Below are 24,044 nucleotides of genomic sequence, written 5' to 3'. Positions count from 1 at the left end.
GATCCCTCCTTATTGCGCCCACGCCGGTTTGCCGGTTGCGGCAGGGCGTTGCGGAGCGGGTTGTGCGGCTGAGCCGGAATGGCCACCTTGGGATGGGTTGCCGATCTTCGGTGTCATTCCCATCAGACGGGCGTAATCCTTGTGATCGGGTTCGATGGCCTGTTTGACGATGTTGCGGTTCTCGCCCTTGGCATCCTTTTCGACATCGATGCGTGCGACGAACTCGATACCGTCGATGGCGGCGAAGCTGGCGATGCGGCGGGCTTTTTGCGCTTCCGGCGATTGGTCGGCAGGCTGCACACCATGAGCCGAATTGAGCAGCGCACGAATTAAGGTGCGTCCCATGTTGGCCCATGCATCGCCCTTGGCAGAATGCAGACCGATGTTGCTCCACAGCTTGCGTTTGGCATATTCGCCTTCGAGCACGACGAATTCGGCGGCCAGATAAATCGAGCCGGTATCGAAGCTCTCGGTGGCATAGCCATCCGTCCACCCCTTGGATGCATCGTCGTGACCGCCGGGCTTGAGCGTCATGCGCACCTTGGCCAGCGTCCCTTTCGGGATCAGGTCGAATGAGGTTTGTTGTTCGGCATCGTTAAAATCATTCCAGTTCATGGCTTACTCCTTGTCAGATTGAGGTGTGGTGGCGGCTGCGCACTTGGCGATCAGTCGTCCGAGATGCGGTTCTTCCTGCATGGACAGACGGCCAGACCGGTCCTTGGCAGGGAAGCCCCATGGATTGAGCGTGTGGCAGACGAAGGCGCGATAACTGCTGCCGTCATCCGCTTTGAGTTCGGCGAGCGTCACGACCTCATCAACGATGCCGGGCAGTTCGAGTGAGGTCTTGGAACCCTCGATCTGCGGCATGAACACCTTGCGATTGAAGTCGTCGATCTTCTCGTCGAGGATGGCGACGAACACCACGTTCTTGCCGCGTGCGTGCTGCAGGTGGGTGAGTGCGGTGATCATTTCCTGTCCGAGCAATCCGTAAGCACCCCGGCTGTCCGGCTTGCCGGAGCGCTCCGAAATTGCCGCAGGCTGGCTCTTGGCCCAGGTAAAGCACAGGCGTGACAGGGCGGTGATCGAGTCGCAGAAATAGGTTTGATACTTGGCCAGACTGGCCGGGTCGCCGTACTGCTGACACACGTGATCGAAGTGCGCTTGTGAGAAGGGCAGTTCGGCGGGCAGTGCCGGATTGGGGCCAGCCAGAAACACCGCCAGATCGCGAAACTCGGGCCAAGTGCGCGGACGGATGGTGTCGCCCGACCAGTCGGCCACCGCCAGATCGCCTGCTTCCAGATCGATGAACAGTGTGTTGTCGATGCCCAGCGTTTTGAGCTGGGAGGTTTTGCCAAGCCCACTCTTGCCGAGCAAGGCCATCTTCACGCCACGCTTTTCTGCGCGGCGTTGTTCGGCAGAGATGATGGGAAGTCCGCTCATGCTGATTCTCCTTCGACGCGTGCCAGACGGAAGGTTGGTTTACCCGGTTTCACGGTGCGTGCGGCGGAAAACTGTTCTTTGAGTGCGGGCGGCCAGTTGTTGAAGCGCGACTCCGACACCGACAGGTCGACATCCATGTAATCCTGAATGCGATCTCCGGCAGCAACGATACGTTCGGCGATTTTGGAGAGTTGCGCCTGATCCCATGACACGCGCTTGGGCAACTCGTAGGTCACACGCAGCTGACCATCGGACAGATGCGTCACGCCGAAATCGCGTCCCGATTCCAGTAGTGCAGTGCGCGCCTGTTCGCCATAGCGTTGTTCGAGTGCAGTGTTGAGGCGATCACGGGACAACTTCACCCAGGTCGCGAGCATTGCCAGCGAGATGTCGAACTCCTGCAATTCCTGTTGCGACAGTGCCGCCAGTTGGCTGACCGACAGGTCCGGCAGCGTGGAAGGCGTGAGGGTGAGGTGGCTCATGCTGCACCTCCCGTGACCAGCGGTTTCGAGGTGCCGCTGCGCAGGCATTGCTGCTCGTAGCTTTCGATATCCTCGATGCGATAGAGCACGCGACCGTGCAGTTTCATGAACACGGGGCCGATGCCCTCCGAGCGCCAACGCTCGAGTGATGCTTCGCTGCAATCCCAGCGCGTGGCGAGTTCACCTTGATTGAGGTGTCTGATTTGTTGCTGCATTTGAGTCTCCTTGATGGTTTCGATGTCACCGGTTTCGGGTACTCGACGAGTGCCGCCAACCGGTAAAGCGAATTTCTCAAGCGAGATTCCTCAAACCATTCCGCAGATTCCTCGGAATCGTTCCTCAAACTCGATTCGTGCGAACAGATAACAAAAAACCCGGATTGGTTGAGGCCAATGCCGAGTTCTGCACATATTGAAGTATTTCCGTCGATTTTATTTGGTTATGGTCTGGCAAGCGTGCTATAGGCCATAATGATCAATTAATTCAATTCCTTTATAAAATTTATGAGCAGCCACGAGACATCTTGGACAGAACTTAACTTTATTGAGAGGCAAATGACCTCGATTATGTCATCGGATATTTTGGAAGATTTACCCATAAAATGGATTGATTTTCCATGCTCGGCTGAAAATCAATGGATTTGCGAAGCAAACAAAATTGTTATGGATTTCGGTGGGGTGTTTCACAGCATTTTTCTGCGTTGGGCAGTTACTATCAATGGTCTTCACGTTGCAACTGAAAGATACAACGGTGAAGAATGGCTCAAAGGAGATAAGGCGTTTTCTGTTTTCGGAATAAGAAATGCAGTTGATGGAACAGGACCAAAGCTTGGGGCTGTCAGAATATGGCAGGCGGACATGGCAGCAAAGATTCATGAGAGCTCAATTCCGATGTTATCTGCATGGGCTTTTTGTAATATGTATTCCTGTTTGGAGGAATTTATCTTTAAAATATTTCGGTCATATCTTGATGCAAATCCTCTCGAGATTTGTAAAGGGCCTGAATTTAGTGGGCATAGAAAAGCACATCGAGAGAGGCTGGAAAGCGAGGAAAAGAAAAATTGCTGGACTAGCTTATGGTCTGAAAGACTTGAGGCTTGGCACCGAAAAAAACTTTACGATGGTCTTGAGAAGGTTTTTAACAATTTTATAAATAAAACCGGCCTTAAAATTCCAAGCGGATACAAAGGTGAGTACGATTACACAGATATAGGCAAAACTCTTGGCGGTATTGCGCTCATAAGGAACTGTTTTATTCATGGTGCATCAACTGTCCCACAAGAGTTGGAAGATTTTTGTCGAGATTACAAGGGATTATTCTTTTCATTCAAAGCTGGAGACAAGTTTCAGATAACTATTAATGATTTGGCTACGCTGGAGTATTTTACTGACACGTTTACGCAAACGTTAAATACAAGTTTGCTCGAGCTGGCTTGTCCCGAGATAGCTGAGCTTAAACCTTAGTTTTCTGGCTCGGAAAGTAAAATCAGTGCAGCCAGTGCTGATCCTCTTCCGGAATGATCAATGCATAGCGCTCGTCACCACGCAGATATCGGATGAAAGTCCGATACACAGCTGGGATGCGGTCGAACTCCTTGCTCGGAGAAAAGCGCTGTGATTCCGAACCGCACGCTGATTTGAGTGCATCCTTGTCCATCTCGTGGTCGAGGTCGTTCATCAGCGCCAGCAGAATGGACCGGTGCCGTGGTTCCAAGTCATAGGCCTGCCCGTCGATATAGACCTTGGCCTGCGCATCCACATATTTCAGGGATGTTCCCGGTGTGGCTTCTTCGGGGACTTGCGGTCCGGGTGCCGTCAGCCGATCTGCAAAAAACTCAAATTTGCTCTGACTGATACGCGCGAGTGTGGCCAAGTTGGCGACATTCAGTCCCATCAAGGGTGAGCCATCCGGCAACGGTAATTCGCTGCAGGTGATGATTCGGCAGGACTGGACGACCTTGTCGAGCTTGATCTGTTCCCGCAGGTGATGCGCGACCTTGGGCTGATGCAGGTGGCGCGCGAAATACCATGTGACCAGTTTGCCGCGTGTGGGCTCGGTGGTGCCTAGCCTCCAGCAGATCTCCGGTTCGATGGTTTTTGCACCGGTGGGTGACAGGCCGAGCCCGAGCTGCAGGGCGGTTATCAGTTTGGGCAGGCTGGGCTTGAATGTCTCGCGCAGGCGACGCGGCGCACTGACCTCACCGCATGACGGACATAACAGCAGGATGTGGTCATGCGCCAGTTCGCGCACGACGCGCGCAGTTTCGATGCCGCACTCGGAGCAAGTCACCCAGTCAAGCGGGGTGCCGATCACCAGCACGCGTTCGCGCAGCAATTGCTGTCCGGCATTGGCATGCTCGCCGCTGCACAGCGTCAGCCCATTGATTTCAGGCTTGCTGCTATCCAGTAGGCGGCAGAGGAGTGCGGTGGCATCACACTGCGACTGACTCATGCAGGCACCTCGTCGGCCTCGATGACATTCAGCGCCTGCAAGACGATGTTGGCAATCTGCTGATTGTGCGCGGATAGGTTTTTGATGGTGGACGATCCGGTCGAACTCACGTCGAAGCTGAAATGCGTGGTTTTTTGATCTGCCGAGGTCAGCGGGTAAACCATGAGGCAGGCACGGATCAGGTTGTATTCGGCTTCGAAGGTGTGCTGGATTTTGAGATTCTCGAGTGCGAGCTTGATGGCATCGTCCTGATCCTTTGCAGGTGGCGCTTCGACCTCGAAGGAAATCCCGGTGCTGCCATTGGGACTGAAACGTGCGCGGCGCAGCCGAACCTTTTCGACTCCGTGAACCGACCAGTCATCGAACGGTTCCAGCATGCCGTCACGCAGCGCATTGAGTTTGAATCGTGCCTTCTCGATCGCCTCGGGCGCGATTTCTTTCTCGACCACATGCTTGCCGAACAACTGGAGGACGGCAGTGTGGTTGGCAGCACCGCCTTTGACGATCGTTTCCACAAACCCGGAGTCGGGGTGGTAGACCAGCGCAGTTTCCAGTGCGATGCGGGTGGTGATGCGTTTGAAATGGTTCTCGCTAAAATGGGCAATGGCTGTCACCGGACCTTCCACATAAATGGCCAACTGGATACTGCCATCGGCGGCGCGCTCGCTGATCTCGATGTGGGTGCCATCACCCGCGCCGACCTTCTTGTAGAGCTTGGCGACCTCGTGACAGAAGGCTTCCAGTTTCGCGCGATCGCGGGTCGGATCGAGGCCGGGTTGGATGCGGTGTTTCTTCCAATACTTGCCGTTGGTTTTGGCCTGAAACGCGATGTGCAGTTCGGCATCGCGAAACGCCTTGTCACGGAATGCCATCATCCAGAGGGCTTTTTCACGTTCGTCACGCGAGGCGAAGGCGGCTTCCACCTCGGCATCGCCATTGCAGGCCACCTGAAATTCTTTGATCGCCAGACCGTTCGACATCATGTGCGCACGGCGCAGATCGTCGTACCAGATATGGATGTCGTGGCCGATTGCCTCACGTTCGGCGGCAGGTAGGTCTGAATTGGGCAGCGACGCATCCAGTGCCTCGACCGCATCAGCCAGTTGTGTGGGCAGGGTTTCGGGTGGCTGTTCCCAGTCGATGTTCAGTCGGGAATTAAGAACATGCGCTTCGGTGAATTCGTGCAGCGTCGGCATCGAGATGTGCCGGAGGAAATGGCGTGGGTTGAAGATTTTCATGTATGGGGTTTTCCTTTACGAATATTTGCGCACCAGGCCGACAACGACCCCAAAAATTTCCAGTTTGCCCTGTGGCCGGATGATCGAGAAATCCGGATTGGCTGGAATCAGATGAAAACCTTCCTTGTCACGCCCCAGTGTCTTGAGCGTGAACTCGTCATCGACGATGCCGACCACCAGTTCGCCGGGCTGCGCGTGAGTCCGGCGTTCGACGATGGCTAGATCGCCGCTGTGGATGCCAGCATCGATCATCGACTCCCCCTTGACCCGAATGATCACGGTTTGCGCCGGTTTCTCGATCAGGAAGCGATCCAGCATGACCTGCTCGCAGGTCTCGTCTGATACGGCGACCGGCGCACCTGCCGGAACCGGCTGGCTGGCAATCGTGCGCTCGAAGAAACTGTCACTCGGTGCCCAGTCACCATCCGGCGTGCGTTCCAGCATTCCTGCCGCTTCGAGCCGTTCCAATACCTTCTTGATGGCGGACTTGGAGGCAAACCCTAGTATCGCCATCAGACGGGCATAGGACGGAAAGGTCCGATACTCGGCGTAGTACGCCTGCAGACGGGCCAAATGCTCCCGGTCGTTGGCCGATTTTTGCTGGGAAGTTTTCATGGGTGATATTGTAGAGAACGGGCGTTCTCTCGTCAAAAATAATCATCCCAGTAAAAAATCTTCATATCTTTTTCGCAATAGCCCGCATCCGTTCGTAGCTGTTTGAAACTCCCTCGCTGGATTTCAGCCCCTGTCGTTGCACAATTTCTGTATCGAAACAGTTGGACAGAACAGGAGTGATACCAATGATGGATGTGAACCAAACACCACCCGACCGGATGACCTCGGAACAGCGCAGGCAGGAGGTCGCCACGTTGCTGGCACGCGGCATTGCACGCATGCATGAGCCAAGATCGCGTCAACCAGAAACCATGGAATTAGAGAGCGAGTTTGAACTTGCTATTCAGCCCGGACGAAGCGTTCATGGGGTCTCCAACAACCAGAGAAATAAGGAATGAAAATGAACGCAAGAACTACCCAATTCACCACGCCGCCATCGGTCGTTGCGCAAATATCACAGTTGCCGCAGATGAATATGGCCGAGATCAAGGCTATGTGGAAACGCCTGTTCGGTGGCGACACGCCAACCCACAACCGGCAGTTTCTGGAACGGCGCATCGCCTACAAATTGCAGATCGTCGAATTCCGCAAGGTGGATCGCAACCTGCTGGAGAGTAACAAGCGCCGTATCGAAACACTGATGGAGCGGGGCAAGGTGACTGCGCGCAGCAAGGATTATCTGCCGTCGGTCGGAACCGTGCTGACCCGGCTATATCAGGATGTCGAACATCGCGTGGTCGTCGAAGCCGATGGTCAGTATGAGTACGAGGGCAGGCGCTACGGCAGCCTGTCCATCATCGCCCGCGAGATCACCGGAACGCGTTGGTCTGGGCCGTTGTTTTTCGGTCTCCGTCAAAATCAACCCGCGAAGAAGTCGAAGAGGGGAGCGCGTAAATGAGCGAGACAATCAAACGTCGCCTGCGCTGCGCGGTCTACACCCGCAAGTCCAGCGAGGAAGGACTGGATCAGGAATACAACTCCATCGATGCACAACGTGATGCCGGTCATGCCTATATCGCCAGTCAGCGCGCCGAGGGGTGGATTGCGGTCGCTGACGATTATGACGATCCGGCATTCTCCGGCGGCAATATGGAGCGTCCGGGACTGAAACGTCTGATCGCCGACATCGAGGCGGGCAAGATCGATGTGGTCGTGATCTACAAAATTGACCGCCTGACTCGCAGCCTTTCCGATTTCTCCAGAATGGTCGAGGTGTTCGAGCGCCAAGGTGTGTCATTTGTTTCCGTCACCCAGCAGTTCAACACCACGACCAGCATGGGACGGCTGATGCTCAATGTGCTGCTGTCCTTCGCCCAGTTCGAGCGTGAGGTCACCGGCGAGCGCATCCGCGACAAGATCACCGCCAGCAAGAAGAAGGGGATGTGGATGGGCGGCATCCCGCCGCTGGGCTACGATGTCGAAAACCGTCGCCTTGTCCAAAATGCCAAGGAAGCGAAGTTGATCCGGCATATCTTCCAGCGCTTCGTGGAAATCGGTTCGACCACGCTGCTGGTCAAAGAGCTGCGACTGGATGGCGTGACCTCCAAGGCGTGGGTGACACAGGACGGCAAGGTGCGCGAGGGCAAACCGATCGACAAAAGCCTGATTTACAAGCTACTCAATAATAGGACATACCTTGGCGAGCTGCGCCACAAAGAGCAGTGGTATCAGGCGGAGCACATTGCCATCATCGACGAAAAACTGTGGGGCGACGTACAGGCAATACTGGCCAGCAATGGCCGCGTGCGCGGCAATGCCACCCGAGCCAAGGTTCCGTATTTGCTCAAAGGCATTGTGTTCGGCAATGACGGACGCGCGCTGTCGCCATGGCACACCACCAAGAAAAATGGGCGGCGCTACCGATATTACATACCGCAACGTGATGCCAAGGAGTTCGCCGGTGCATCGGGTCTGCCGCGTTTGCCTGCCGATCAACTGGAAACAGCGGTACTCGACCAGTTGCGCGCCATCATGCGCCAGCCCACGATGATCGGTGAGATCGTGCCGCAGGCCATCGCACTCAACGACAAACTCGACGAGGCGCAGATTACGGTAGCGATGACACGGCTGGACATCATCTGGGAGCAACTGTTTCCGGCAGAGCAGACGCGCATCGTCAAATTGCTGGTAGAAAAGGTCATCGTGTCTCCGACCAATATCGAGCTGCGGCTGCGAGCCAACGGCATCGAGCAGATGGTGATGGAGTTGCAACCTGCCAAGGTGGATGTGGATGAAAAGGTGATGGCATGACCGCGATCAACGTCAACGGCGCTGCCGACGTCATCCCGTCCAGCGACGGCAAGCTGACGCTGAACATCCCGATCCAGATTCGTCGGCGTGGTGGGTGTAAGCGGATCACGCTGCCGAACGGTGAAACGGGGACGCCGCACAAACCGCAGAATCCCACGTCCATTCAATTGGCACTGGCACGAGGCCATCGGTGGCTCGCCATGCTGGAATCGGGCGAGGTAACGACCATACGCGAACTAGCCACCCGCGAAGGCGTGGACAATAGCTACGTCAGCCGGATGATCAATCTGACCATGCTGTCGCCATACGTTGTTGCTGCAATCCTGAACGACACACTGCCGGACAATATCACGCTACTGGAGTTGGCAGCTGATCCACCGCTGGTTTGGGAGTAATCTCCTTGCCAATTTTCCAATCAAACCGTGTTGACGAGTCCGCGCGTAATTTATTGAAATCATGCGATATAAAATTTTCATCTCGCGGACTTCGCAGCTTGGTGGTTAGGTGGGGCAGGAGAGAATAACGGCGCAGAGAGAGAAATTTTTGACCAAACCGTGACCGAATGGCGGGACAGGAAGTCCGCAAGAGTTAGCAGGAAACCCCACGGATACGCGGCAATACGTAATAAAAAAGGCCAACGGATAACCGTTGACCTTTATATATTGGTGGAGGCGGGGGGAATTGAACCCCCGTCCGCGAGTCCTCTACAGATAGTTCTACATACTTAGCCTGATTATTTGTTTTAGGCCCGGACACGCCAATCGGCAGGCTGGTACGGGACGAGTTACCTTGCGTTTAGTGCTGCGTAAAGTAACCCTACGCCGCACGATTCCATGTAATGACCTCACTCATCTCAACCTTGCGGTATCGAGCCCCTCCATGGACAACGGGGTGTGAGGGCAGGCCTTAAGCGGCCAGTGCGTAAGTTTCGTCGTTTGCGACTATTTGTTTTCCAGCTGATTTACGAGGTTGCGGGTCCTCGGTATGCCCTACGCTGCTTTGCAACCCACGTCGAAGCCAAGTCGCCCCCGTTTTGTTACTAGCAGGGCGATTGTAGCAGCTTCACTTGTTGAGATGGAGGATTAGTTCCTGCGGGGTTTGTATGGAGGCGGTGGCTGGCCAGCTTGGCCAGTCGGCATTGACATAGCCATAAGTAGCGACGACGCCATGCATATTGGCAGCTTGTGCGGCTTCCATGTCGCGTCGGTCATCGCCCAGATAGAGGCAGTGTTGCGGATCGACGCTAAGTAGTTTGGCCGCATATAGCATTGGTTCGGGATGTGGTTTTGCGTGGTCACAGCTATCTCCGCTAACTAGGCAGTGGGTGCGGTCTGAGTAGCTAAGTGCGTGCATGAGCGGAAGAGTGAATCGGTGGGGCTTGTTGGTGACGATTCCCCACGGCAAATTGCGCTGTTCTAGCTCATCAATCAATTCGGCCATGCCAGTGAATAGGCAGGTATGGTCGCAGATATGAGCGGTGTAATGTGCTAAGAACTGTTCACGAAGTGCTGGAAAGTCAGGGTGTTCCGGTGAGATGTTCATGCCGACGCTGAGCAGACCTGCAGAGCCGTGGGAGGCTTGTGGACGCAGTACGTCTAGGGGCAGAGGGGCAAGACCATGCTGAGCGCGCACATGATTAGTAGCTGCGGCTAGATCGGGTGCAGTGTCAGCAAAGGTGCCATCAAGGTCAAACAGGACGGCTTTAATCACGCTGACAAGCCACTATGTAGTTGACGTCGGTATCTTTGCCTAGCAAATAGACTTTGCTGATTGGGTTGTAACTCATGCCGGTCAGATCGAGCGTATTGAGTCCAGCGTTGCGGCTGAACTGGGCCAGCTCCGAGGGTTTGATGAACTTAGCGTAATCGTGCGTGCCTCGCGGCAGTAGGTTAAGCAAGTACTCTGCTCCGATGACCGCAAATAAGTAGGATTTTGGATTACGATTTAGCGTGGAAAAGAAGACATGACCGCCGGGTTTGACCAGTTGCGAACAGGCACGGATGACACTTTGTGGGTCGGGAACATGCTCCAGCATCTCCATGCAGGTGACGACATCAAAGCTAGCAGGCTGTTCTGCGGCGAGCTCCTCGACCGCAATCTTGCGGTAAGTGACTTGCTTGCCACTTTCGAGTAGGTGCAATTTGGCCACTTGCAGCGCTTTGTCACCTAGGTCGATACCGGTGACATGCGCGCCGATACCGGCCATGCTCTCAGACAATATCCCGCCGCCGCAGCCGACATCCAATACGGATTTTCCGGGCAATTGGGCGAGGCGGTTGATGTAGTCTAAGCGTAAGGGGTTGATCTCGTGTAGCGGCTTGAACTCACTGTTTTGATCCCACCAGCGATGGGCGAGTTGGCTGAATTTCTCAAGTTCTATGGGGTCGGCGTTGCTCATCACATATTTCCAGTTTGGGTGTCAGTGAAATGTAACAAATTGGCAGGCAATAAAAAAGCCCCGCATTGCGGGGCTTTTAAAACTGCTTAACTGAATTACTTCAGTTTTGTGCCAGATACGCGGATAGATACGCGACGATCAGGAGACAGGCATGTTGCCAGCTTGGCACCCTTCAGCTTCTTGCAATCGCCAGCTGCAGTTACAGGCTCGCTGCTACCCATGCCGGAAGCACTCATCTTTCCGCCATCAACACCCTTGCTTGCCAGATAAGCCTTGACCGAGTTAGCGCGATCTTCAGACAGCTTCTGGTTGCTAGCTTTGGAGCCGCGACGGTCAGCATGACCAACGATGGTGAGCTTGTCGAAAGTTACGCCATTCAAATCGGCTGCCAGCTTGTCAAGTACGGCTTGACCTTCAGGCTTCAGTGTCGATTTGCCGGTGTCGAAGGAGTTATCGGCGCTCAGTTCAATCTTAACTGGCATAGGTGCCGGTGCTGGAGCGGGTGCAACGACTACAGGTGCTGGCTTAACAGCAACGGGAGCTGGGAACAGTGCGGGATCACACTCTTTAACTGCATTTTCCTTTGCCCACTCAGCGGTGCGAACGCAATTTCCGTAGCCATCACGAGCAATAACTCCGCGCTCGTCGTATGCGTATCCAATGCTGTTTGGGTGGGCTAATGCGGTCAAGCTGGAGGAAGAAAGGGCTGCCAACAGCAGAGTTTGTCCGAGGCTCAGTTTCATGGTGGAATCCTTATATTAGTTGATGTTCTTTCGGTGCTCACTGCACACTGGGCGGGATAGTAAGCGTAGCGCGGCGGCTTGTAAATAGTGATGCGCTATTGCAACAAAACTGTGGCATTTTTGCTTTGTTTTGCCTTGGTCTGGCGTGATAAACTCGCGGGCTGTTTTTACCAGTCAATAAATCAGGTATCGCTGCCACTATGGAACAATTCGCTAAGGAAACCCTGTCGGTCAGTCTTGAAGAGGAAATGCGCAAGTCCTACTTGGATTACGCCATGAGCGTAATCGTAGGTCGTGCCTTGCCAGATGCGCGCGATGGGCTGAAGCCGGTCCATCGCCGTGTCCTGTTTGCGATGCACGAATTATCTAACGACTGGAATCGCGCTTATAAGAAGTCGGCGCGTATCGTCGGTGATGTGATCGGTAAGTATCACCCGCACGGAGATACTGCGGTGTACGACACCATCGTGCGTATGGCGCAGAGCTTTTCTCTGCGCTACATGTTGGTGGACGGTCAGGGTAACTTCGGTTCGGTCGATGGCGACAATGCCGCCGCGATGCGTTACACCGAGATCCGTATGTCGAAGATCGCCCATCAGTTGCTGGAAGATCTAGACAAAGAAACGGTGGATTTCGGACCGAACTACGATGGTTCGGAGCATGAACCGCTGGTATTTCCCGCGCGCTTCCCCAATTTGCTGGTGAATGGTTCCTCGGGTATTGCTGTCGGCATGGCGACCAACATTCCGCCGCACAATATGAATGAGGTGATCGATGGCTGTCTGGCGTTGCTGGCCAACCCAGATATGGATATCGAAGAGCTGATCGAATTGATTCCTGCGCCAGACTTTCCGACCGCTGCCCTGATCTATGGCACAGCCGGCATCAAGGAGGGCTATCGCACTGGTCGTGGTCGCGTCATCATGCGTGGTCGCTGCCATTTCGAGCCGATTAGTAAGAGCAATGATCGTCAGGCCATCATTATCGATGAGTTGCCTTACCAAGTGAATAAGGCCAACTTGCTGATCAAGATTGGCGAGCTTGTACGTGAAAAGAAGATTGAGGGGATTTCCGAGATTCGTGATGAATCAGATAAATCCGGGATGCGCGCAGTGATCGAGCTAAAGCGCGGTGAAGTACCGGAAGTGATCCTCAACCAGCTGTACAAGCAAACCCAGTTGCAAGATAGTTTTGGCATGAACATGGTCGCCTTGCTCGACGGCCAGCCCAAGCTGCTCAATCTTAAGCAATTCCTCGACGCCTTCCTGCGCCACCGCCGCGAAGTGGTGACACGTCGCACCATCTTTGAACTGCGCAAGGCGCGTGAACGCGGCCATGTGTTGGAAGGCCTAGCGGTTGCGTTGTCTAATGTGGACGAGATCATTGCCCTTATCAAAGCGGCTGCTGCGCCTGCTGATGCCAAGCGTGGGCTGATGTCGCGTACTTGGCGCTCGTCTTTGGTTGAAGATATGTTGAGTCGCGTTAGCAACGCCTCGCGCCCTGATAATCTGTCTCTAGAGTTCGGACTGGTTGGTGAGGGCGCAGAACGAGGCTATCGCCTATCCGAAGTTCAGGCGCAAGCCATTTTGGAGTTGCGTTTGCAACGACTGACAGGGCTGGAGCAAGACAAGATCGTCGGTGAATACCGCGAAGTGATGGACAAGATCGCTGACCTGCTCGATATCCTAGCCAAGCCCGAGCGTGTCTCGTTCATCATCGGTGAAGAGCTCAATCTCATCAAGAACCAGTTCGGCGACAAGCGTCGCAGCGAGATCATTACCTACGTGCAAGACATGACCATGGAAGACATGATCGCCTCGGAAGATGTGGTGGTGACCTTGTCTCATGCGGGCTATATGAAGGCGCAGTCGCTGGATGAGTACCGTGCGCAAAAGCGCGGTGGACGCGGCAAGCAGGCGGCATCGACCAAAGAAGATGACTTTGTTGATAATCTGTTCATCGCCAATACCCACGACTACATCCTGTGCTTCACTAACCGTGGCCGCGCTTATTGGCTCAAGGTGTATGAAGTTCCGCTGGGTAGCCGAACATCGCGCGGCAAGCCTATCGTCAATATGTTGGCATTGGAGCCGGGCGAAAAGATCAATGCTATCTTGCCGGTACGCGAGTTCGTCGAAGACAAGTTCATCTTCTTTGCTACGGCAGGCGGTACGGTCAAGAAAACGGCGCTGTCCCAGTTCGGTAATCCCCGCAAGGCAGGTATCATTGCCATTGCGCTGGATGAGGGGGATTTCCTCATTGGCGTGGCGGTCACAGATGGCAAGCATGACGTGATGCTGTTCTCGGATGAAGGTAAAGCCGTGCGCTTCGATGAAGATGATGTCCGTCCGATGGGGCGTGACACGCGCGGCGTACGCGGCATGAATCTGGCTAAAGGCGGTAAGGTAATCGCCTTGCTGGTGGCAGAAGATGAGCAGCAGGGCGTGTTGACGGCCACCGAGAACGGCTATGGCAAACGCACTCCGATCGCCGAATACACCCGTCATGGTCGTGGTACGCAAGGCATGATCGCTATCCAGACCTCGGAACGTAATGGCAAGGTTGTCGCGGCAGCACTGGTAAATACCGAAGACGAGATCATGCTGATCGGAACCAATGGCGTACTGATCCGCACTCGCGTCAGGGAGATCCGGGAAATGAGCCGCGCGACTCAGGGCGTGACACTCATCAATTTGGAAGCGGGCGACAAACTGGCGGGGTTGAGCCGGATCGCCGAGACGGAAGAGCCTGATGACACCGAAGTATCTGAAGAAGTATCCGAATAATCTGAACGGAGCACGAGCAAGATGACCATCTACAATTTCAGCGCAGGCCCAGCCGTATTACCTAAGGCTGTATTGCAACAGGCACAAGCCGAACTGGCCGATTGGCAGGGCAGCGGCATGTCGGTGATGGAAATGTCGCATCGCGGCAAGGAATACATGGGCATCCATGCTCAAGCCGAAGCCGATCTGCGCGAATTGATGGGCATCCCAGCGAACTACAAGGTGCTGTTCCTGCAAGGTGGTGCGCATCTGCAATTCTCGATGATCCCATTGAACTTGTTGCGGGGTAAGGCTTCCGCCGATTACCTCAACACTGGTGAGTGGTCGAAGAAGGCCATCGGTGAGGCGAAGAAGTTTGGCGGCGTGAACGTGGTGGCTGACAACAAGGACAAAAACTGCTCTTACGTCCCAGCTTTCGATACTTGGAAATGCGACCCGAACGCGGCTTTTCTGCATTACACGCCGAACGAGACCATCGGCGGTGTCGAGTTCAACTGGGTTCCTGAGACTGGCGACGTGCCACTGGTGGCGGACATGTCCTCCAACATTCTGTCGCGCGTCATTGATGTGAGCAAATTCGGCCTGATCTACGCCGGTGCGCAAAAGAACATCGGCCCGGCTGGCCTGACATTGGTCATTGTTCGCGACGACCTGATCGGCCAAGTGCCCGCTGGCACGCCGACGATGCTGGATTACAAGACCCACGCCGATAACGACTCCATGTACAACACGCCGCCCACCTTCGCTATCTACATGGCTGGGCTGGTGTTCCAGTGGCTGAAGAAGAGCGGTGGTATCGCCGCGATGGAGCAGACCAATATCCTCAAGGCGAATTTGCTGTATGCCGCCATTGATTCCAGCAACGGCTTCTACAACTGCCCAGTAAACCATGCCGACCGTTCGCGCATGAATGTGCCGTTCACGCTCAAGGATGCTGCCCTAGATAGCGATTTTCTGAAGCAAGCCGATGCGCGTGGCTTGTTGCAACTGAAGGGCCACCGCTCGGTAGGCGGTATGCGCGCCTCGATTTACAACGCTATGACGGTCGAAGGAGTACAAGCTTTGGTCGAATTCATGGGCGAGTTCGCCAAGAGCCATGGCTAAGACCTACGGCATCCTCACGCTGAACAAGATCTCGTCGGTCGGACTGAAGCGTCTGCCGACGGCCAGCTATCGCATTGGCAATGACATCGCTGAGCCGGATGCGATATTGGTTCGATCGCAGAATATGCACGAAATGGACATCCCAGCCTCGGTGCTGGCGATTGCGCGTGCCGGTGCGGGAACCAACAACGTTCCGGTAGCGCAGATGAGCGCGCGCGGCGTGCCGGTGTTCAATGCTGCCGGAGCTAATGCCAATGCCGTGAAGGAGTTGGTCATCACCGGTATGTTGCTGGCCTCGCGCAACATCGTTCCTGCACTGGGTTTCGTCGCCAGCTTACAGGGCGATGACGCATCACTGCACAAACAGGTCGAAGACGGCAAGAAGCATTACGCCGGCATCGAGCTGCGTGGTCGCACGCTGGGTGTGATCGGCTTGGGCGCAATTGGTCGTCTAGTCGCTGATGCCGCCATCCGTTTAGGCATGAACGTCATCGGCTTCGATCCTGAGATCACGGTAGATGCAGCTTGGAGTTTGCCTTCGCAAGTAAAGAAGGCAAACACGGTGGAAGAGCTACTCAAGCACAGCGACTTCGTGACTCTTCATGTGCCCTTGCTGCCCGCAACGAAAGGGCTCATCAATGAAAAACGCGTACAGACGATGAAGTCAGGCAGCGTGCTGCTCAATTTCGCTCGTGATGCCATCGTTGATGAGGCGGCCGTCTTGGCTGGCTTGGCTTCCAAGCATCTGCGCGGCTATGTGTGCGATTTTCCTACTGCCCAAGCTCAGGGACAGGCAGGCATCATCGCGCTGCCGCATCTGGGAGCTTCCACCGAAGAGGCGGAAGATAACTGTGCCATGATGGTCGCCGATCAAGTGCGCGACTATTTGGAGCACGGCAACTTGGTCAATACGGTGAATTTCCCGACGCTGGTGATGGCGCGCGAATCCAATTACCGTCTAGCCATCGCTAATGCCAACGTACCCAATATGCTGGGACAGATTTCCAGCACGCTGGCGGGGGCGGGCATCAACATTCATACGATGATGAATAAGTCGCGTGGTGAAATGGCTTACACCTTGGTGGACGTAGATAGCCTTGTTCCCGCTGAGGTGATCGCGCAGCTTGCCGCCATTCCCGGCGTGTTGAAAGTTCGTGATCTGCCGCTGGATACCAAGTAAGGAAGAGTTCTGAGCATGAGTGACGACGCCCTCAAGCAGTTCCGCGTACAGATTGATCGCATCGACGATGAGTTGCTGCGTCTGTTCAACCAGCGTGCAGCTCTGGCGCAGCAGATCGGTCACGCCAAGCAGGGCGGGGCAGTGTTGCGTCCCGAGCGCGAGGCACAAGTGCTGCGTCGCTTGAATGAGGCCAATCAAGGCCCGCTGCCGAACGGCAGTATCTCCCAGCTATTTACAGAAGTTATGTCGCATTGCCGGGCATTGGAAGCGCCGCTATCCATCGCCTATCTCGGCCCAGCAGGATCGTTTACCGAAGCGGCTGCGCTCAAGCGTTTTGGTCACGCCAGCGTGTGCGTCCCGTGTGCCTCGATCGACGAGGTATTTCGTAAAGTTGAGAGCAATGAAGTGCGCTACGGCGTAGTGCCGGTTGAGAATTCGACCGAAGGAGCCGTTGGACGCACGCTGGATTTGATGCTGCAAAGTCCGTTGAAACTCTGTGGTGAGGTGCCATTGCAGGTGCATCAATGCCTGATGTCAAACTCAACTTTGGCAGAGGTGCGGCGCGTGTATTCCCATCCACAATCGCTGGGGCAATGTCAGGGCTGGCTCAATGCCAATCTGCCGCACGCTGAACGTATCGCCGTATCGAGTAATTCTGAAGCGGCGCGCCTAGCATCCCAACAGGCCGACAGTGCGGCGGTGGCCGGTAAGCAAGCCTCAGAGCGGTTCGATGTTCCTTTGCTCGTGGAAAACATCGAAGATGATCCGCGCAATACCACTCGTTTTTTGGTGATCGGCGATCAGCAAGTTTCCCCCTCCGGTTGCGATAAGACTTCGCTGGTGATTTCAGCGGCGAACCGTCCCGGTGCTGTGCATGATCTGTTGACTCCGCTGGCTCACCACGGTGTATCGATGACCAAGCTGGAATCGCGTCCGGCACGTTCCGGCCTGTGGGAATACGTATTCTTCGTGGACATCGAAGGGCATCAGCAGGATACCAAAGTGGCGGCGGCACTGGCTGAGCTTGGGCAAGTCGCTTCATTCGTCAAGGTTTTGGGATCGTATCCAGTCGCTGTTTAGAGCGAACTTAAATTTCACCGGCTATTTAGCTGAAACATATGAACTACACAGAACTCGCTCCCCAGTATGTGCGCGACATCGCCCCCTACCAACCGGGCAAGCCCATCCCTGAGTTGGCGCGTGAACTCGGCCTTGATCCGGCAGACATCGTTAAACTGGCATCCAACGAGAATCCGCTCGGAGCCAGTCCCAAAGCCATTGCTGCGATGCATGAAGCTATAGCTTCCATCGCGCTCTACCCAGATGGCAATGGTTACGAGCTGAAATCGGCACTCAGCCAGCGTTACGAAGTCAATCTGGCCAACGTGGTGCTGGGCAATGGCTCGAATGACGTCCTTGAATTGGTTGCCCACGCCTTTTTGTCTCCCGGCGACAAGGCCGTGTTTTCTGACCACGCGTTCGCGGTCTATCCGCTGGCTACTCAGGCGGTCGGAGCTACTGGGGTTTCGGTTGCAGCTAAGAACTACGGACATGATTTGAACGCGATGTTGGCGGCAGCCATTGAGCATCAGCCTAAGGTGGTGTTCATCGCTAATCCGAACAACCCGACGGGAACTTATTTCGGTGAGATCGAGTTGATGGGCTTCCTGCGCGCCTTGCCGCAGAACATTCTGGTGGTGCTGGACGAGGCCTACAACGAATACTTGTCGGATGAGTTCCGCTTTGATTCAGTGAGATACTTGAAGGACTTTCCGAACCTGATCATCTCGCGCACCTTCTCCAAGGCTTATGGGTTGGCTGGTTTGCGCGTGGGATATGCCATCGCTCACGAGCAGGTAGTGGATATGCTCAATCGCGTGCGCCAGCCATTCAACGTCAACAGCGTTGCGCAAGCGGCGGCCGTGGCCGCATTGCAGGACAAAGAATTCGTGCGCCAGACCTATTTGCTTAACCAGCAAGGCATGGAGCAGATCACTGCCGGCTTGCGCGCAATGGGACTGTCATTCATCCCGTCGTTCGGCAATTTCGTCAGCTTCAAAGTGGCAGGCGCGGCTCATATCTTCCGCCGTCTGCTGGAACTGGGTGTGATCGTGCGCCCAGTCGCAAATTACGCCATGCCTGATTTTTTGCGTGTCAGCATCGGTACTGAACAAGAAAACGCTAAATTTTTGTCTGCATTGGAGCAGGCAATCGGAGAGAGTAAATGATCATCATTATGGGTAGTGAAGTCACCGATGCCGAGATCGGCACGGTGGTAAAGAAACTTGAAAACGCGGGTCTGCAAGCCAACATCTCGCGCGGCATCGAGCGCACTGTGATCGGTGCCATTGGCGATGAGCGCAAGCTGACACCGGAGATGTTCACGCCGCTGCCCGGCGTGGAGTCGGCGATGCACGTCACCAAGCAATACAAGATCGTATCGCGCGAGTCGCACAAGCAGGACACCATCATCGACATCGGCGGCATTCCGTTGGGCGGCAATCAGATCCAGATCATCGCTGGGCCGTGCTCGGTGGAGACGCAGGAGCAGATGGACCTATCCGCACAATTTGTGCACGAAGCCGGCTGCCGCTTGATGCGCGGTGGCGCGTTCAAGCCGCGCACCAGTCCGTACGCTTTCCAAGGTCACGGTGCCGAAGGTTTGGACATGTTCCGTAAGGCCGCTGAAAAGTATAAATTGCCTATCGTCACCGAACTGATGGACGCACGCCAACTCGACACCTTCCTCGAATACGACGTGGACGTGATCCAGATCGGCACCCGAAATATGCAGAACTTCGATCTGCTCAAGGAAGTGGGGCGCTGCAACAAACCGGTGATCCTTAAGCGCGGCATGTCGGCCACGATCTCCGAATGGCTGATGGCGGCGGAGTACATCGCGGCGGGCGGCAACCACAACATCATTTTCTGCGAGCGCGGCATTCGCACCTTCGAGACTTACTACCGCAATGTGCTGGACGTGACTGCGATCCCGGTGCTGAAGAAAGAGACTCACTTGCCGGTGATCGTTGATCCCTCGCATGCTGGCGGTAAGGCATGGATGGTGGCGGCATTGTCACAGGCAGCGGTTGCTGCGGGCGCGGATGGCTTGCTAGTCGAGATGCACCCTAGCCCGTGTGATGCTTGGTGCGACGCGGATCAGGCCTTGACTCCGCAAGAACTGAAAAAGCTGATGGGCACGCTGAGTGCTATCGCAGGAGCAGTGGGTCGTACGATTTAATTTACAGAAAGGACTTGGCGAGATATTCTCGCCAAGTCACTTGAGGAATACAAGATAAGCCGTTGGTGCGAAAGACAGGAATCGAACCTGCACGCCTTGCGGCGCTGGAACCTAAATCCAGTGCGTCTACCAATTCCGCCACTTTCGCAAAACGGCGCGCATTGTATCACGGTACGTAGTATTTTCCAGAGGCCAGCGTAAGTTTCCGATGATTGATTGCACAAAACTTAAAAGATGGGCGTGGCTGAATTGAACAAGATCGTCATTTACGGAGTCGGGCTGATCGGTGGATCGTTTGCGTTGGCTTTGCGTCAAGCGGGAGCGGTGCGTGAAATTGTCGGCTTTGGGCGTAGCAAAACTACGTTGGATGAGGCTATGCGCTTGGGCATCGTTGATCGTATCGGGGAGAGTGAAGCGGCCGAAGTGGCTGATGCGGATCTGATTCTGTTGGCTACGCCCGTCGCGCAGATGGCTACGATCTTTGCCCGTATCGCGCCTTACTTAGGCGCTAATACCTTGCTTACCGATGGCGGTAGCACTAAGAGTGACGTAGTCGCGGCGGCGTATGCGAATCTAGGTGACAAGGTCGGACAGTTCGTCCCTGCGCACCCCATCGCCGGAGCCGAGAAGAGCGGCGCATCGGCAGCGCTAGCCGAGCTATATCAAGGTAAGAAAGTGGTGGTCACTCCCTTGCCAGAAAACAGCGATGCCGCCATTGCCAGTGTGCGACTGTTCTGGGAGTTGTGCGGCGCTGCCGTGTGCGAACTGACACCCGCACAACACGATGAGGTATTCGCCGCCGTCAGCCATCTTCCGCACTTGCTATCGTTCGCTCTGGTGCACGACATCGCTCAGCGCGACAACCGCGATCTATTGCTATCCTTTGCCGCCAGCGGCTTTCGTGACTTCACCCGCATCGCTGCCAGTTCCCCGGAGATGTGGCGCGACATCTGCCTCGCCAATCGCGGGGCGTTGCTCAGTGAATTGGGGCTATATCAGCGGGAGTTAGAGCATTTGCATCAAGCACTAACTGAAGCCGATGCGGCCAAGCTGGAAGAGGTGTTTCGTGTCTCCAGCCAAGTGAGAGGTAGTTGGAAGCAGCAATGAGTACTCCCCGACCTTGAGGGGCAGAGAATAGGCAGAAAAAAGTCCTCCTAGCTTACGCTAGCGAGGACTTTTTAATTCAGACCTGAGCTTGAGTCTTATTCGATCTTCGCAGCAGCGCGCAGGTCGGTGACTGCTTGCTGGATCTGCTGTTGTTGCAAATGTTGGGCGATCTGAGGCTTCACTTGCTCGAAGTCAGGAGTCTTGTGCTCACGGGTGTCATCTAGACGAATCACGTGCCAGCCGAACTGAGTCTGCACAGGCTCGCTGACTTGCCCCTTGTTCAGGCTGACCAGCGCATCGGCAAACTCTTTCACGAAGCCCTTAGGATCAGCCCAACCCAAGTCGCCACCTTGCTTGGCAGAGCCTGGATCCATGGATTTAGCCGCCAGCTTCTCGAACTTAGCACCCTTTTTCAATTGGGCTACAAGTTCCTTGGCTTCAGCTTCGGTCTTCACCAGAATGTGGCGAGCCTTGTATTCATTCTTGCTGGCCTGCCCCTTGAGGCGATTGAACTCAGCCTTCATCGCATCTTCGCTGACTGGGTGAGTTTTGATGTAATCCTGCACATAAGCATCGGCCAGCACATTCTGGCGGATCAATTCGATTTGAGCCAGCACTTCTGGACTCTTGTCCAGCCCTTGCTTGGCCGCTGCTTGCGACAGCACTTCCAAATTGATGAGGCTATCCTTGATACCTTTGCGAACTTCTGGTGTGTCTGGCTGACCTTGAGCTGCCATTGCCTTGACGCGAGCGTCCACGCGAGATTGTGGAATGGACACACCATTCACCATGGCGGCGGATTTGTCTTCGGCGGAGGCCGGGAAGGCGGCCAGCAAGGCCAGAGCGATCAGGGCAGGTTTTGCTACGTTCAACATGAACTATCCTCTCTAAAGTGAGTTCGATTCCTCGGGGGTGAGGGCAGTGATGGTCAGGGCGTGAATGTCGCCCGTCATCAAATTTTGCAGCGCGGAATATACCATGCGATGCCGCGCCACGGTGTGCTTGCCAGCGAACGCCGCAGCGACGATGCGCAAGCGAAAATGCCCGCCGCCGCTACGCGCACCAGCATGTCCGGCATGCGCTGCGCTGTCATCTAGCAGTTGTAACTGGATGGGGTCTAACGCAGCGAGTCGTTTGCGAATCTCGTCCATCCGACTCATGCTGGGAACACTTTCTTGAAGGGTTGGACGCTGACACTGCTATACACGCCAGCGGCGACATAGGGATCAGCTTCTGCCCATGCTTGTGCCGCTTCCAGCGAGGTGAATTCCGCCACGATCAGGCTACCGGTGAACCCCGCTGCGCCGGGATCGACCGCATCCACGGCAGGGAAGGGGCCCGCCAGCAGCAAGCGGCCTTCGCCCTGCAAGGCCTGCAAACGAGCAAGATGCGCGGGACGTGCGTCAAGTCGGCGCGACAGGCTGTCGGCGATGTCGGCTCCAGTGATGGCGTACAGCATCAGTTCTGCTCCTTGTCCTGCTCGGCGTATTTGGCGAGGAAGAACGACTGCGCCAGAATGAAGGCGAACATCAGCCCAGTCGCGCCGAACAGTTTGAAATTGACCCACTGGTCGGTGGTGTAGTTGAACGCGACGTAGAGATTGATGCAGCCCAATACCGTGAAGAACATGCTCCAGGCTAGATTGAGATTACGCCAGACCTGGTTGGGCAGGGCGATCTTCTCTTGCAACAGAGCCTTGATCAGGTTTTTTCGGAACAGTAAGTTGGAGAACAACAGCGCAGCAGCGAAGGCCCAATACAAGATGGTCGGTTTCCACTTGATGAAGCTTTCGTCATGCAGCAGCAGCGTTGCGCCGCCCATCACCGTGATGATGCCGAAGCTCACCCACAGCATTTTCTCCACTTTTCCATGCCGCCATTTGGTCCAGATGATCTGGGCGACTGTAGCAGCGATGGCGGCACTTGTCGCGGCATAGATACCTGCGAACTTGAAGGTGACGAAGAACAGGATGACGGGGAAGAGATCGAAGAGCAGTTTCATGGCGGCGGATTATCCCGAGAATGTCAGGCTCTGTCGAGCTTCAGCGCGGCGGAGTTGATGCAATAGCGCAGCCCAGTGGGAGCGGGGCCATCCTCGAACAGATGGCCGAGGTGCGCGTCGCAGTGGGCGCAACGCACTTCTACGCGGCGCATCCCGTGCGAGTGATCGGCCAATTCTTTGATCGCCTCGGCGCTGGTCGGTTGCCAGTAGCTCGGCCAACCCGTACCTGAATTGAATTTGGTCGCGGCATCGAACAGCGCCTCACTGCAGCACACGCAGCGATATATTCCCGCCTCATGGCAATCCCAATACTCGCCGCTGAACGGCGGCTCGGTGCCGCACTGGCGGCAGATGCGATGTTGCTCGGGGGTGAGATCGGTATCCGGTGTGCTCATGGCTGCTCGGCCAAGCTGATCTTCACGCTTTCCCGCTCAGCCATCCGTGCGAACCACGCGGCCAGATTAGCATGGGCGCTGCGCCAATCGCGCTCCGGCTGGCGCAGATCAAGATAGACCAGTGCGCTGACCAACGCCAAGTCCGCTAGCGTTAGCGCCTTGCCGGTGCAGAACTCATGCTCACCCAGTAACTCGGCGGCGTACGCCAGCGCGCGGGTCACGGCGTTGTTGTGCAGTGTGATGTTGTTCGGCTCTTGTTTTTCCTCTGGACGCACACGCTCGTTGCGCACCGCCACCGCCGAATCCATGATGCCGTCTGCCAGCGCCTCCCAGCGTTTGACTTGCATCCGTGCCAGCGCATCGTCGCGCGGGATCAGAATCGGCGTGTCATTCAGCGTGTCGGCGTACTCGGCGATCACCGGCGAATCGAACACGCAAATCTCGTCGTCCAGAATCAATGCCGGGATGCGTCCCAAAGGATTCACGCGCGCCACCTGACTACCCGCATCACGCGGCGCGTCGATCAGGTAATCATGGGTGATGTGTTTTTCCAGCAGCACCAGACGCACTTTACGCACGTAGGGGCTGGTTTGGGTGCCGAGTAACTTCATGA

Annotated in this window: 28 protein-coding genes, 1 tRNA gene and 1 other RNA gene; 12 read left to right on the top strand and 18 right to left on the bottom strand. The window is 55.5% G+C overall.

Going from position 1 to position 24,044, the window contains the following annotated elements; all coding sequences use genetic code 11:
• Positions 1–9: 9 nt before the first annotated feature.
• From OYT1_RS06100 to OYT1_RS06085, 4 genes are read right to left on the bottom strand one after another with little or no spacing between them, the layout of a single operon-like run.
• Positions 10–615: a hypothetical protein gene (locus OYT1_RS06100; protein WP_062627071.1), complete on the bottom strand. Its 606-nt coding sequence runs from the start codon at positions 613–615 to the stop codon at positions 10–12.
• Between the two features lie 3 nt (positions 616–618).
• Positions 619–1,440 (bottom strand): ATP-binding protein, encoded by an 822-nt coding sequence (locus OYT1_RS06095; protein ID WP_035384378.1) that lies wholly within the window; start codon positions 1,438–1,440, stop codon positions 619–621.
• Positions 1,437–1,922 carry a hypothetical protein gene (locus OYT1_RS06090; RefSeq protein ID WP_062627070.1) on the bottom strand — a complete coding sequence of 162 codons (486 nt, stop codon included), beginning with the start codon at positions 1,920–1,922 and terminating at the stop codon, positions 1,437–1,439. The genes OYT1_RS06095 and OYT1_RS06090 overlap by 4 nt, the downstream gene beginning before the upstream one ends.
• Positions 1,919–2,137 carry a helix-turn-helix transcriptional regulator gene (locus OYT1_RS06085; RefSeq protein WP_062627069.1) on the bottom strand — a complete coding sequence of 73 codons (219 nt, stop codon included), beginning with the start codon at positions 2,135–2,137 and terminating at the stop codon, positions 1,919–1,921. Before OYT1_RS06085 ends, OYT1_RS06090 begins: the two co-directional genes overlap by 4 nt.
• 339 nt (positions 2,138–2,476) lie before the next feature.
• Between OYT1_RS06085 and OYT1_RS06080 the strand changes: the two genes are divergently transcribed.
• Entirely contained in the window at positions 2,477–3,385 is a 909-nt protein-coding gene (locus OYT1_RS06080) for a hypothetical protein (protein ID WP_062627068.1), read from the top strand.
• A 22-nt stretch (positions 3,386–3,407) separates the two neighbouring features.
• Here the strand turns inward: OYT1_RS06080 and OYT1_RS06075 are convergent, their stop codons facing one another.
• The 3 genes from OYT1_RS06075 to OYT1_RS06065 are packed head-to-tail and all read right to left on the bottom strand — an operon-like array spanning position 3,408 to position 6,226.
• Entirely contained in the window at positions 3,408–4,373 is a 966-nt protein-coding gene (locus OYT1_RS06075; RefSeq protein WP_062627067.1) for a hypothetical protein, read from the bottom strand.
• Positions 4,370–5,611 carry a hypothetical protein gene (locus tag OYT1_RS06070; protein ID WP_062627066.1) on the bottom strand — a complete coding sequence of 414 codons (1,242 nt, stop codon included), beginning with the start codon at positions 5,609–5,611 and terminating at the stop codon, positions 4,370–4,372. Before OYT1_RS06070 ends, OYT1_RS06075 begins: the two co-directional genes overlap by 4 nt.
• A gap of 15 nt (positions 5,612–5,626) precedes the next feature.
• Positions 5,627–6,226: a LexA family protein gene (locus OYT1_RS06065; RefSeq protein ID WP_062627065.1), complete on the bottom strand. Its 600-nt coding sequence runs from the start codon at positions 6,224–6,226 to the stop codon at positions 5,627–5,629.
• Positions 6,227–6,411: 185 nt separating this feature from the next.
• On the opposite strand from OYT1_RS06065, the gene OYT1_RS06060 reads away from it, so the two are divergent.
• Genes OYT1_RS06060 through OYT1_RS06045 form a run of 4 tightly spaced genes read left to right on the top strand, consistent with a single transcriptional unit; the run spans position 6,412 to position 8,871 of the window.
• Positions 6,412–6,624, top strand: a complete 213-nt coding sequence (locus OYT1_RS06060) for a hypothetical protein (RefSeq protein ID WP_062627064.1) — start codon at positions 6,412–6,414, stop codon at positions 6,622–6,624.
• Positions 6,625–6,626: 2 nt separating this feature from the next.
• Positions 6,627–7,124: a DUF2924 domain-containing protein gene (locus OYT1_RS06055; protein WP_062627063.1), complete on the top strand. Its 498-nt coding sequence runs from the start codon at positions 6,627–6,629 to the stop codon at positions 7,122–7,124.
• Entirely contained in the window at positions 7,121–8,476 is a 1,356-nt protein-coding gene (locus tag OYT1_RS06050; protein ID WP_062627062.1) for a recombinase family protein, read from the top strand. Before OYT1_RS06055 ends, OYT1_RS06050 begins: the two co-directional genes overlap by 4 nt.
• Positions 8,473–8,871, top strand: a complete 399-nt coding sequence (locus tag OYT1_RS06045) for a hypothetical protein (RefSeq protein ID WP_062627061.1) — start codon at positions 8,473–8,475, stop codon at positions 8,869–8,871. The genes OYT1_RS06050 and OYT1_RS06045 overlap by 4 nt, the downstream gene beginning before the upstream one ends.
• Before the next feature lie 268 nt (positions 8,872–9,139).
• Here OYT1_RS06045 and ssrA read toward each other — a convergent pair.
• The 4 genes from ssrA to OYT1_RS06025 form a co-directional block, all read right to left on the bottom strand.
• Positions 9,140–9,506: a transfer-messenger RNA gene (ssrA, locus tag OYT1_RS06040) on the bottom strand.
• 32 nt (positions 9,507–9,538) lie between these two features.
• Entirely contained in the window at positions 9,539–10,186 is a 648-nt protein-coding gene (locus tag OYT1_RS06035; protein WP_062627060.1) for an HAD-IA family hydrolase, read from the bottom strand.
• On the bottom strand, positions 10,179–10,874 hold the full coding sequence (ubiG, locus tag OYT1_RS06030) for a bifunctional 2-polyprenyl-6-hydroxyphenol methylase/3-demethylubiquinol 3-O-methyltransferase UbiG (RefSeq protein WP_062627059.1): 696 nt from the start codon (positions 10,872–10,874) through the stop codon (positions 10,179–10,181). The genes OYT1_RS06035 and ubiG overlap by 8 nt, the downstream gene beginning before the upstream one ends.
• Before the next feature lie 95 nt (positions 10,875–10,969).
• On the bottom strand, positions 10,970–11,617 hold the full coding sequence (locus OYT1_RS06025) for an OmpA family protein (protein ID WP_084612021.1): 648 nt from the start codon (positions 11,615–11,617) through the stop codon (positions 10,970–10,972).
• A 200-nt stretch (positions 11,618–11,817) separates the two neighbouring features.
• Here OYT1_RS06025 and gyrA point away from each other — a divergent pair, with 200 nt between their 5' ends.
• From gyrA to aroF, 6 genes are read left to right on the top strand one after another with little or no spacing between them, the layout of a single operon-like run.
• Complete coding sequence (gyrA, locus tag OYT1_RS06020) at positions 11,818–14,403, top strand: DNA gyrase subunit A (RefSeq protein ID WP_062627057.1); 2,586 nt, start codon at positions 11,818–11,820, stop codon at positions 14,401–14,403.
• 21 nt (positions 14,404–14,424) lie between these two features.
• Positions 14,425–15,507: a 3-phosphoserine/phosphohydroxythreonine transaminase gene (gene serC / locus OYT1_RS06015; protein WP_062627056.1), complete on the top strand. Its 1,083-nt coding sequence runs from the start codon at positions 14,425–14,427 to the stop codon at positions 15,505–15,507.
• A complete protein-coding gene (locus OYT1_RS06010) occupies positions 15,500–16,687 on the top strand; it encodes a phosphoglycerate dehydrogenase (protein WP_062627055.1) in 1,188 nt (395 codons plus the stop codon). The genes serC and OYT1_RS06010 overlap by 8 nt, the downstream gene beginning before the upstream one ends.
• A gap of 15 nt (positions 16,688–16,702) precedes the next feature.
• Positions 16,703–17,767 carry a prephenate dehydratase gene (gene pheA, locus OYT1_RS06005; protein WP_062627054.1) on the top strand — a complete coding sequence of 355 codons (1,065 nt, stop codon included), beginning with the start codon at positions 16,703–16,705 and terminating at the stop codon, positions 17,765–17,767.
• Positions 17,768–17,805: 38 nt separating this feature from the next.
• Positions 17,806–18,915, top strand: coding sequence for a histidinol-phosphate transaminase (hisC, locus tag OYT1_RS06000; protein ID WP_062627053.1), 1,110 nt, complete (start codon positions 17,806–17,808; stop codon positions 18,913–18,915).
• The gene (gene aroF, locus OYT1_RS05995; RefSeq protein WP_062627052.1) at positions 18,912–19,928 is read left to right on the top strand and encodes a 3-deoxy-7-phosphoheptulonate synthase; all 1,017 of its coding nucleotides are present in this window, start codon (positions 18,912–18,914) and stop codon (positions 19,926–19,928) included. The genes hisC and aroF overlap by 4 nt, the downstream gene beginning before the upstream one ends.
• A 63-nt stretch (positions 19,929–19,991) precedes the next feature.
• On the opposite strand, the gene OYT1_RS05990 is transcribed toward aroF, so the two are convergent.
• Positions 19,992–20,076: transfer RNA gene (locus OYT1_RS05990), tRNA-Leu, on the bottom strand.
• 86 nt (positions 20,077–20,162) lie between these two features.
• On the opposite strand from OYT1_RS05990, the gene OYT1_RS05985 reads away from it, so the two are divergent.
• Positions 20,163–21,035, top strand: coding sequence for a prephenate dehydrogenase (locus OYT1_RS05985; RefSeq protein ID WP_062627051.1), 873 nt, complete (start codon positions 20,163–20,165; stop codon positions 21,033–21,035).
• A 95-nt stretch (positions 21,036–21,130) separates the two neighbouring features.
• Here the strand turns inward: OYT1_RS05985 and OYT1_RS05980 are convergent, their stop codons facing one another.
• The 6 genes from OYT1_RS05980 to OYT1_RS05955 are packed head-to-tail and all read right to left on the bottom strand — an operon-like array spanning position 21,131 to position 24,042.
• Positions 21,131–21,910 (bottom strand): peptidylprolyl isomerase, encoded by a 780-nt coding sequence (locus tag OYT1_RS05980; RefSeq protein ID WP_062627050.1) that lies wholly within the window; start codon positions 21,908–21,910, stop codon positions 21,131–21,133.
• 12 nt (positions 21,911–21,922) lie between these two features.
• Entirely contained in the window at positions 21,923–22,195 is a 273-nt protein-coding gene (locus OYT1_RS05975; RefSeq protein WP_062627049.1) for a BolA family protein, read from the bottom strand.
• A complete protein-coding gene (locus tag OYT1_RS05970; protein ID WP_062627048.1) occupies positions 22,192–22,494 on the bottom strand; it encodes a YciI family protein in 303 nt (100 codons plus the stop codon). Before OYT1_RS05970 ends, OYT1_RS05975 begins: the two co-directional genes overlap by 4 nt.
• A complete protein-coding gene (locus OYT1_RS05965; protein ID WP_062627047.1) occupies positions 22,494–23,036 on the bottom strand; it encodes a septation protein A in 543 nt (180 codons plus the stop codon). The genes OYT1_RS05970 and OYT1_RS05965 overlap by 1 nt, the downstream gene beginning before the upstream one ends.
• Before the next feature lie 23 nt (positions 23,037–23,059).
• A complete protein-coding gene (msrB, locus tag OYT1_RS05960) occupies positions 23,060–23,431 on the bottom strand; it encodes a peptide-methionine (R)-S-oxide reductase MsrB (protein ID WP_062627046.1) in 372 nt (123 codons plus the stop codon).
• Positions 23,428–24,042, bottom strand: a complete 615-nt coding sequence (locus tag OYT1_RS05955) for a glutathione S-transferase C-terminal domain-containing protein (protein ID WP_062627045.1) — start codon at positions 24,040–24,042, stop codon at positions 23,428–23,430. Before OYT1_RS05955 ends, msrB begins: the two co-directional genes overlap by 4 nt.
• Positions 24,043–24,044 lie beyond the last annotated feature (2 nt).

Source organism: Ferriphaselus amnicola (genome assembly GCF_000974685.2).
GTDB lineage: Bacteria > Pseudomonadota > Gammaproteobacteria > Burkholderiales > Gallionellaceae > Ferriphaselus > Ferriphaselus amnicola.
This window is presented reverse-complemented; position numbering and strand designations above follow the sequence as displayed.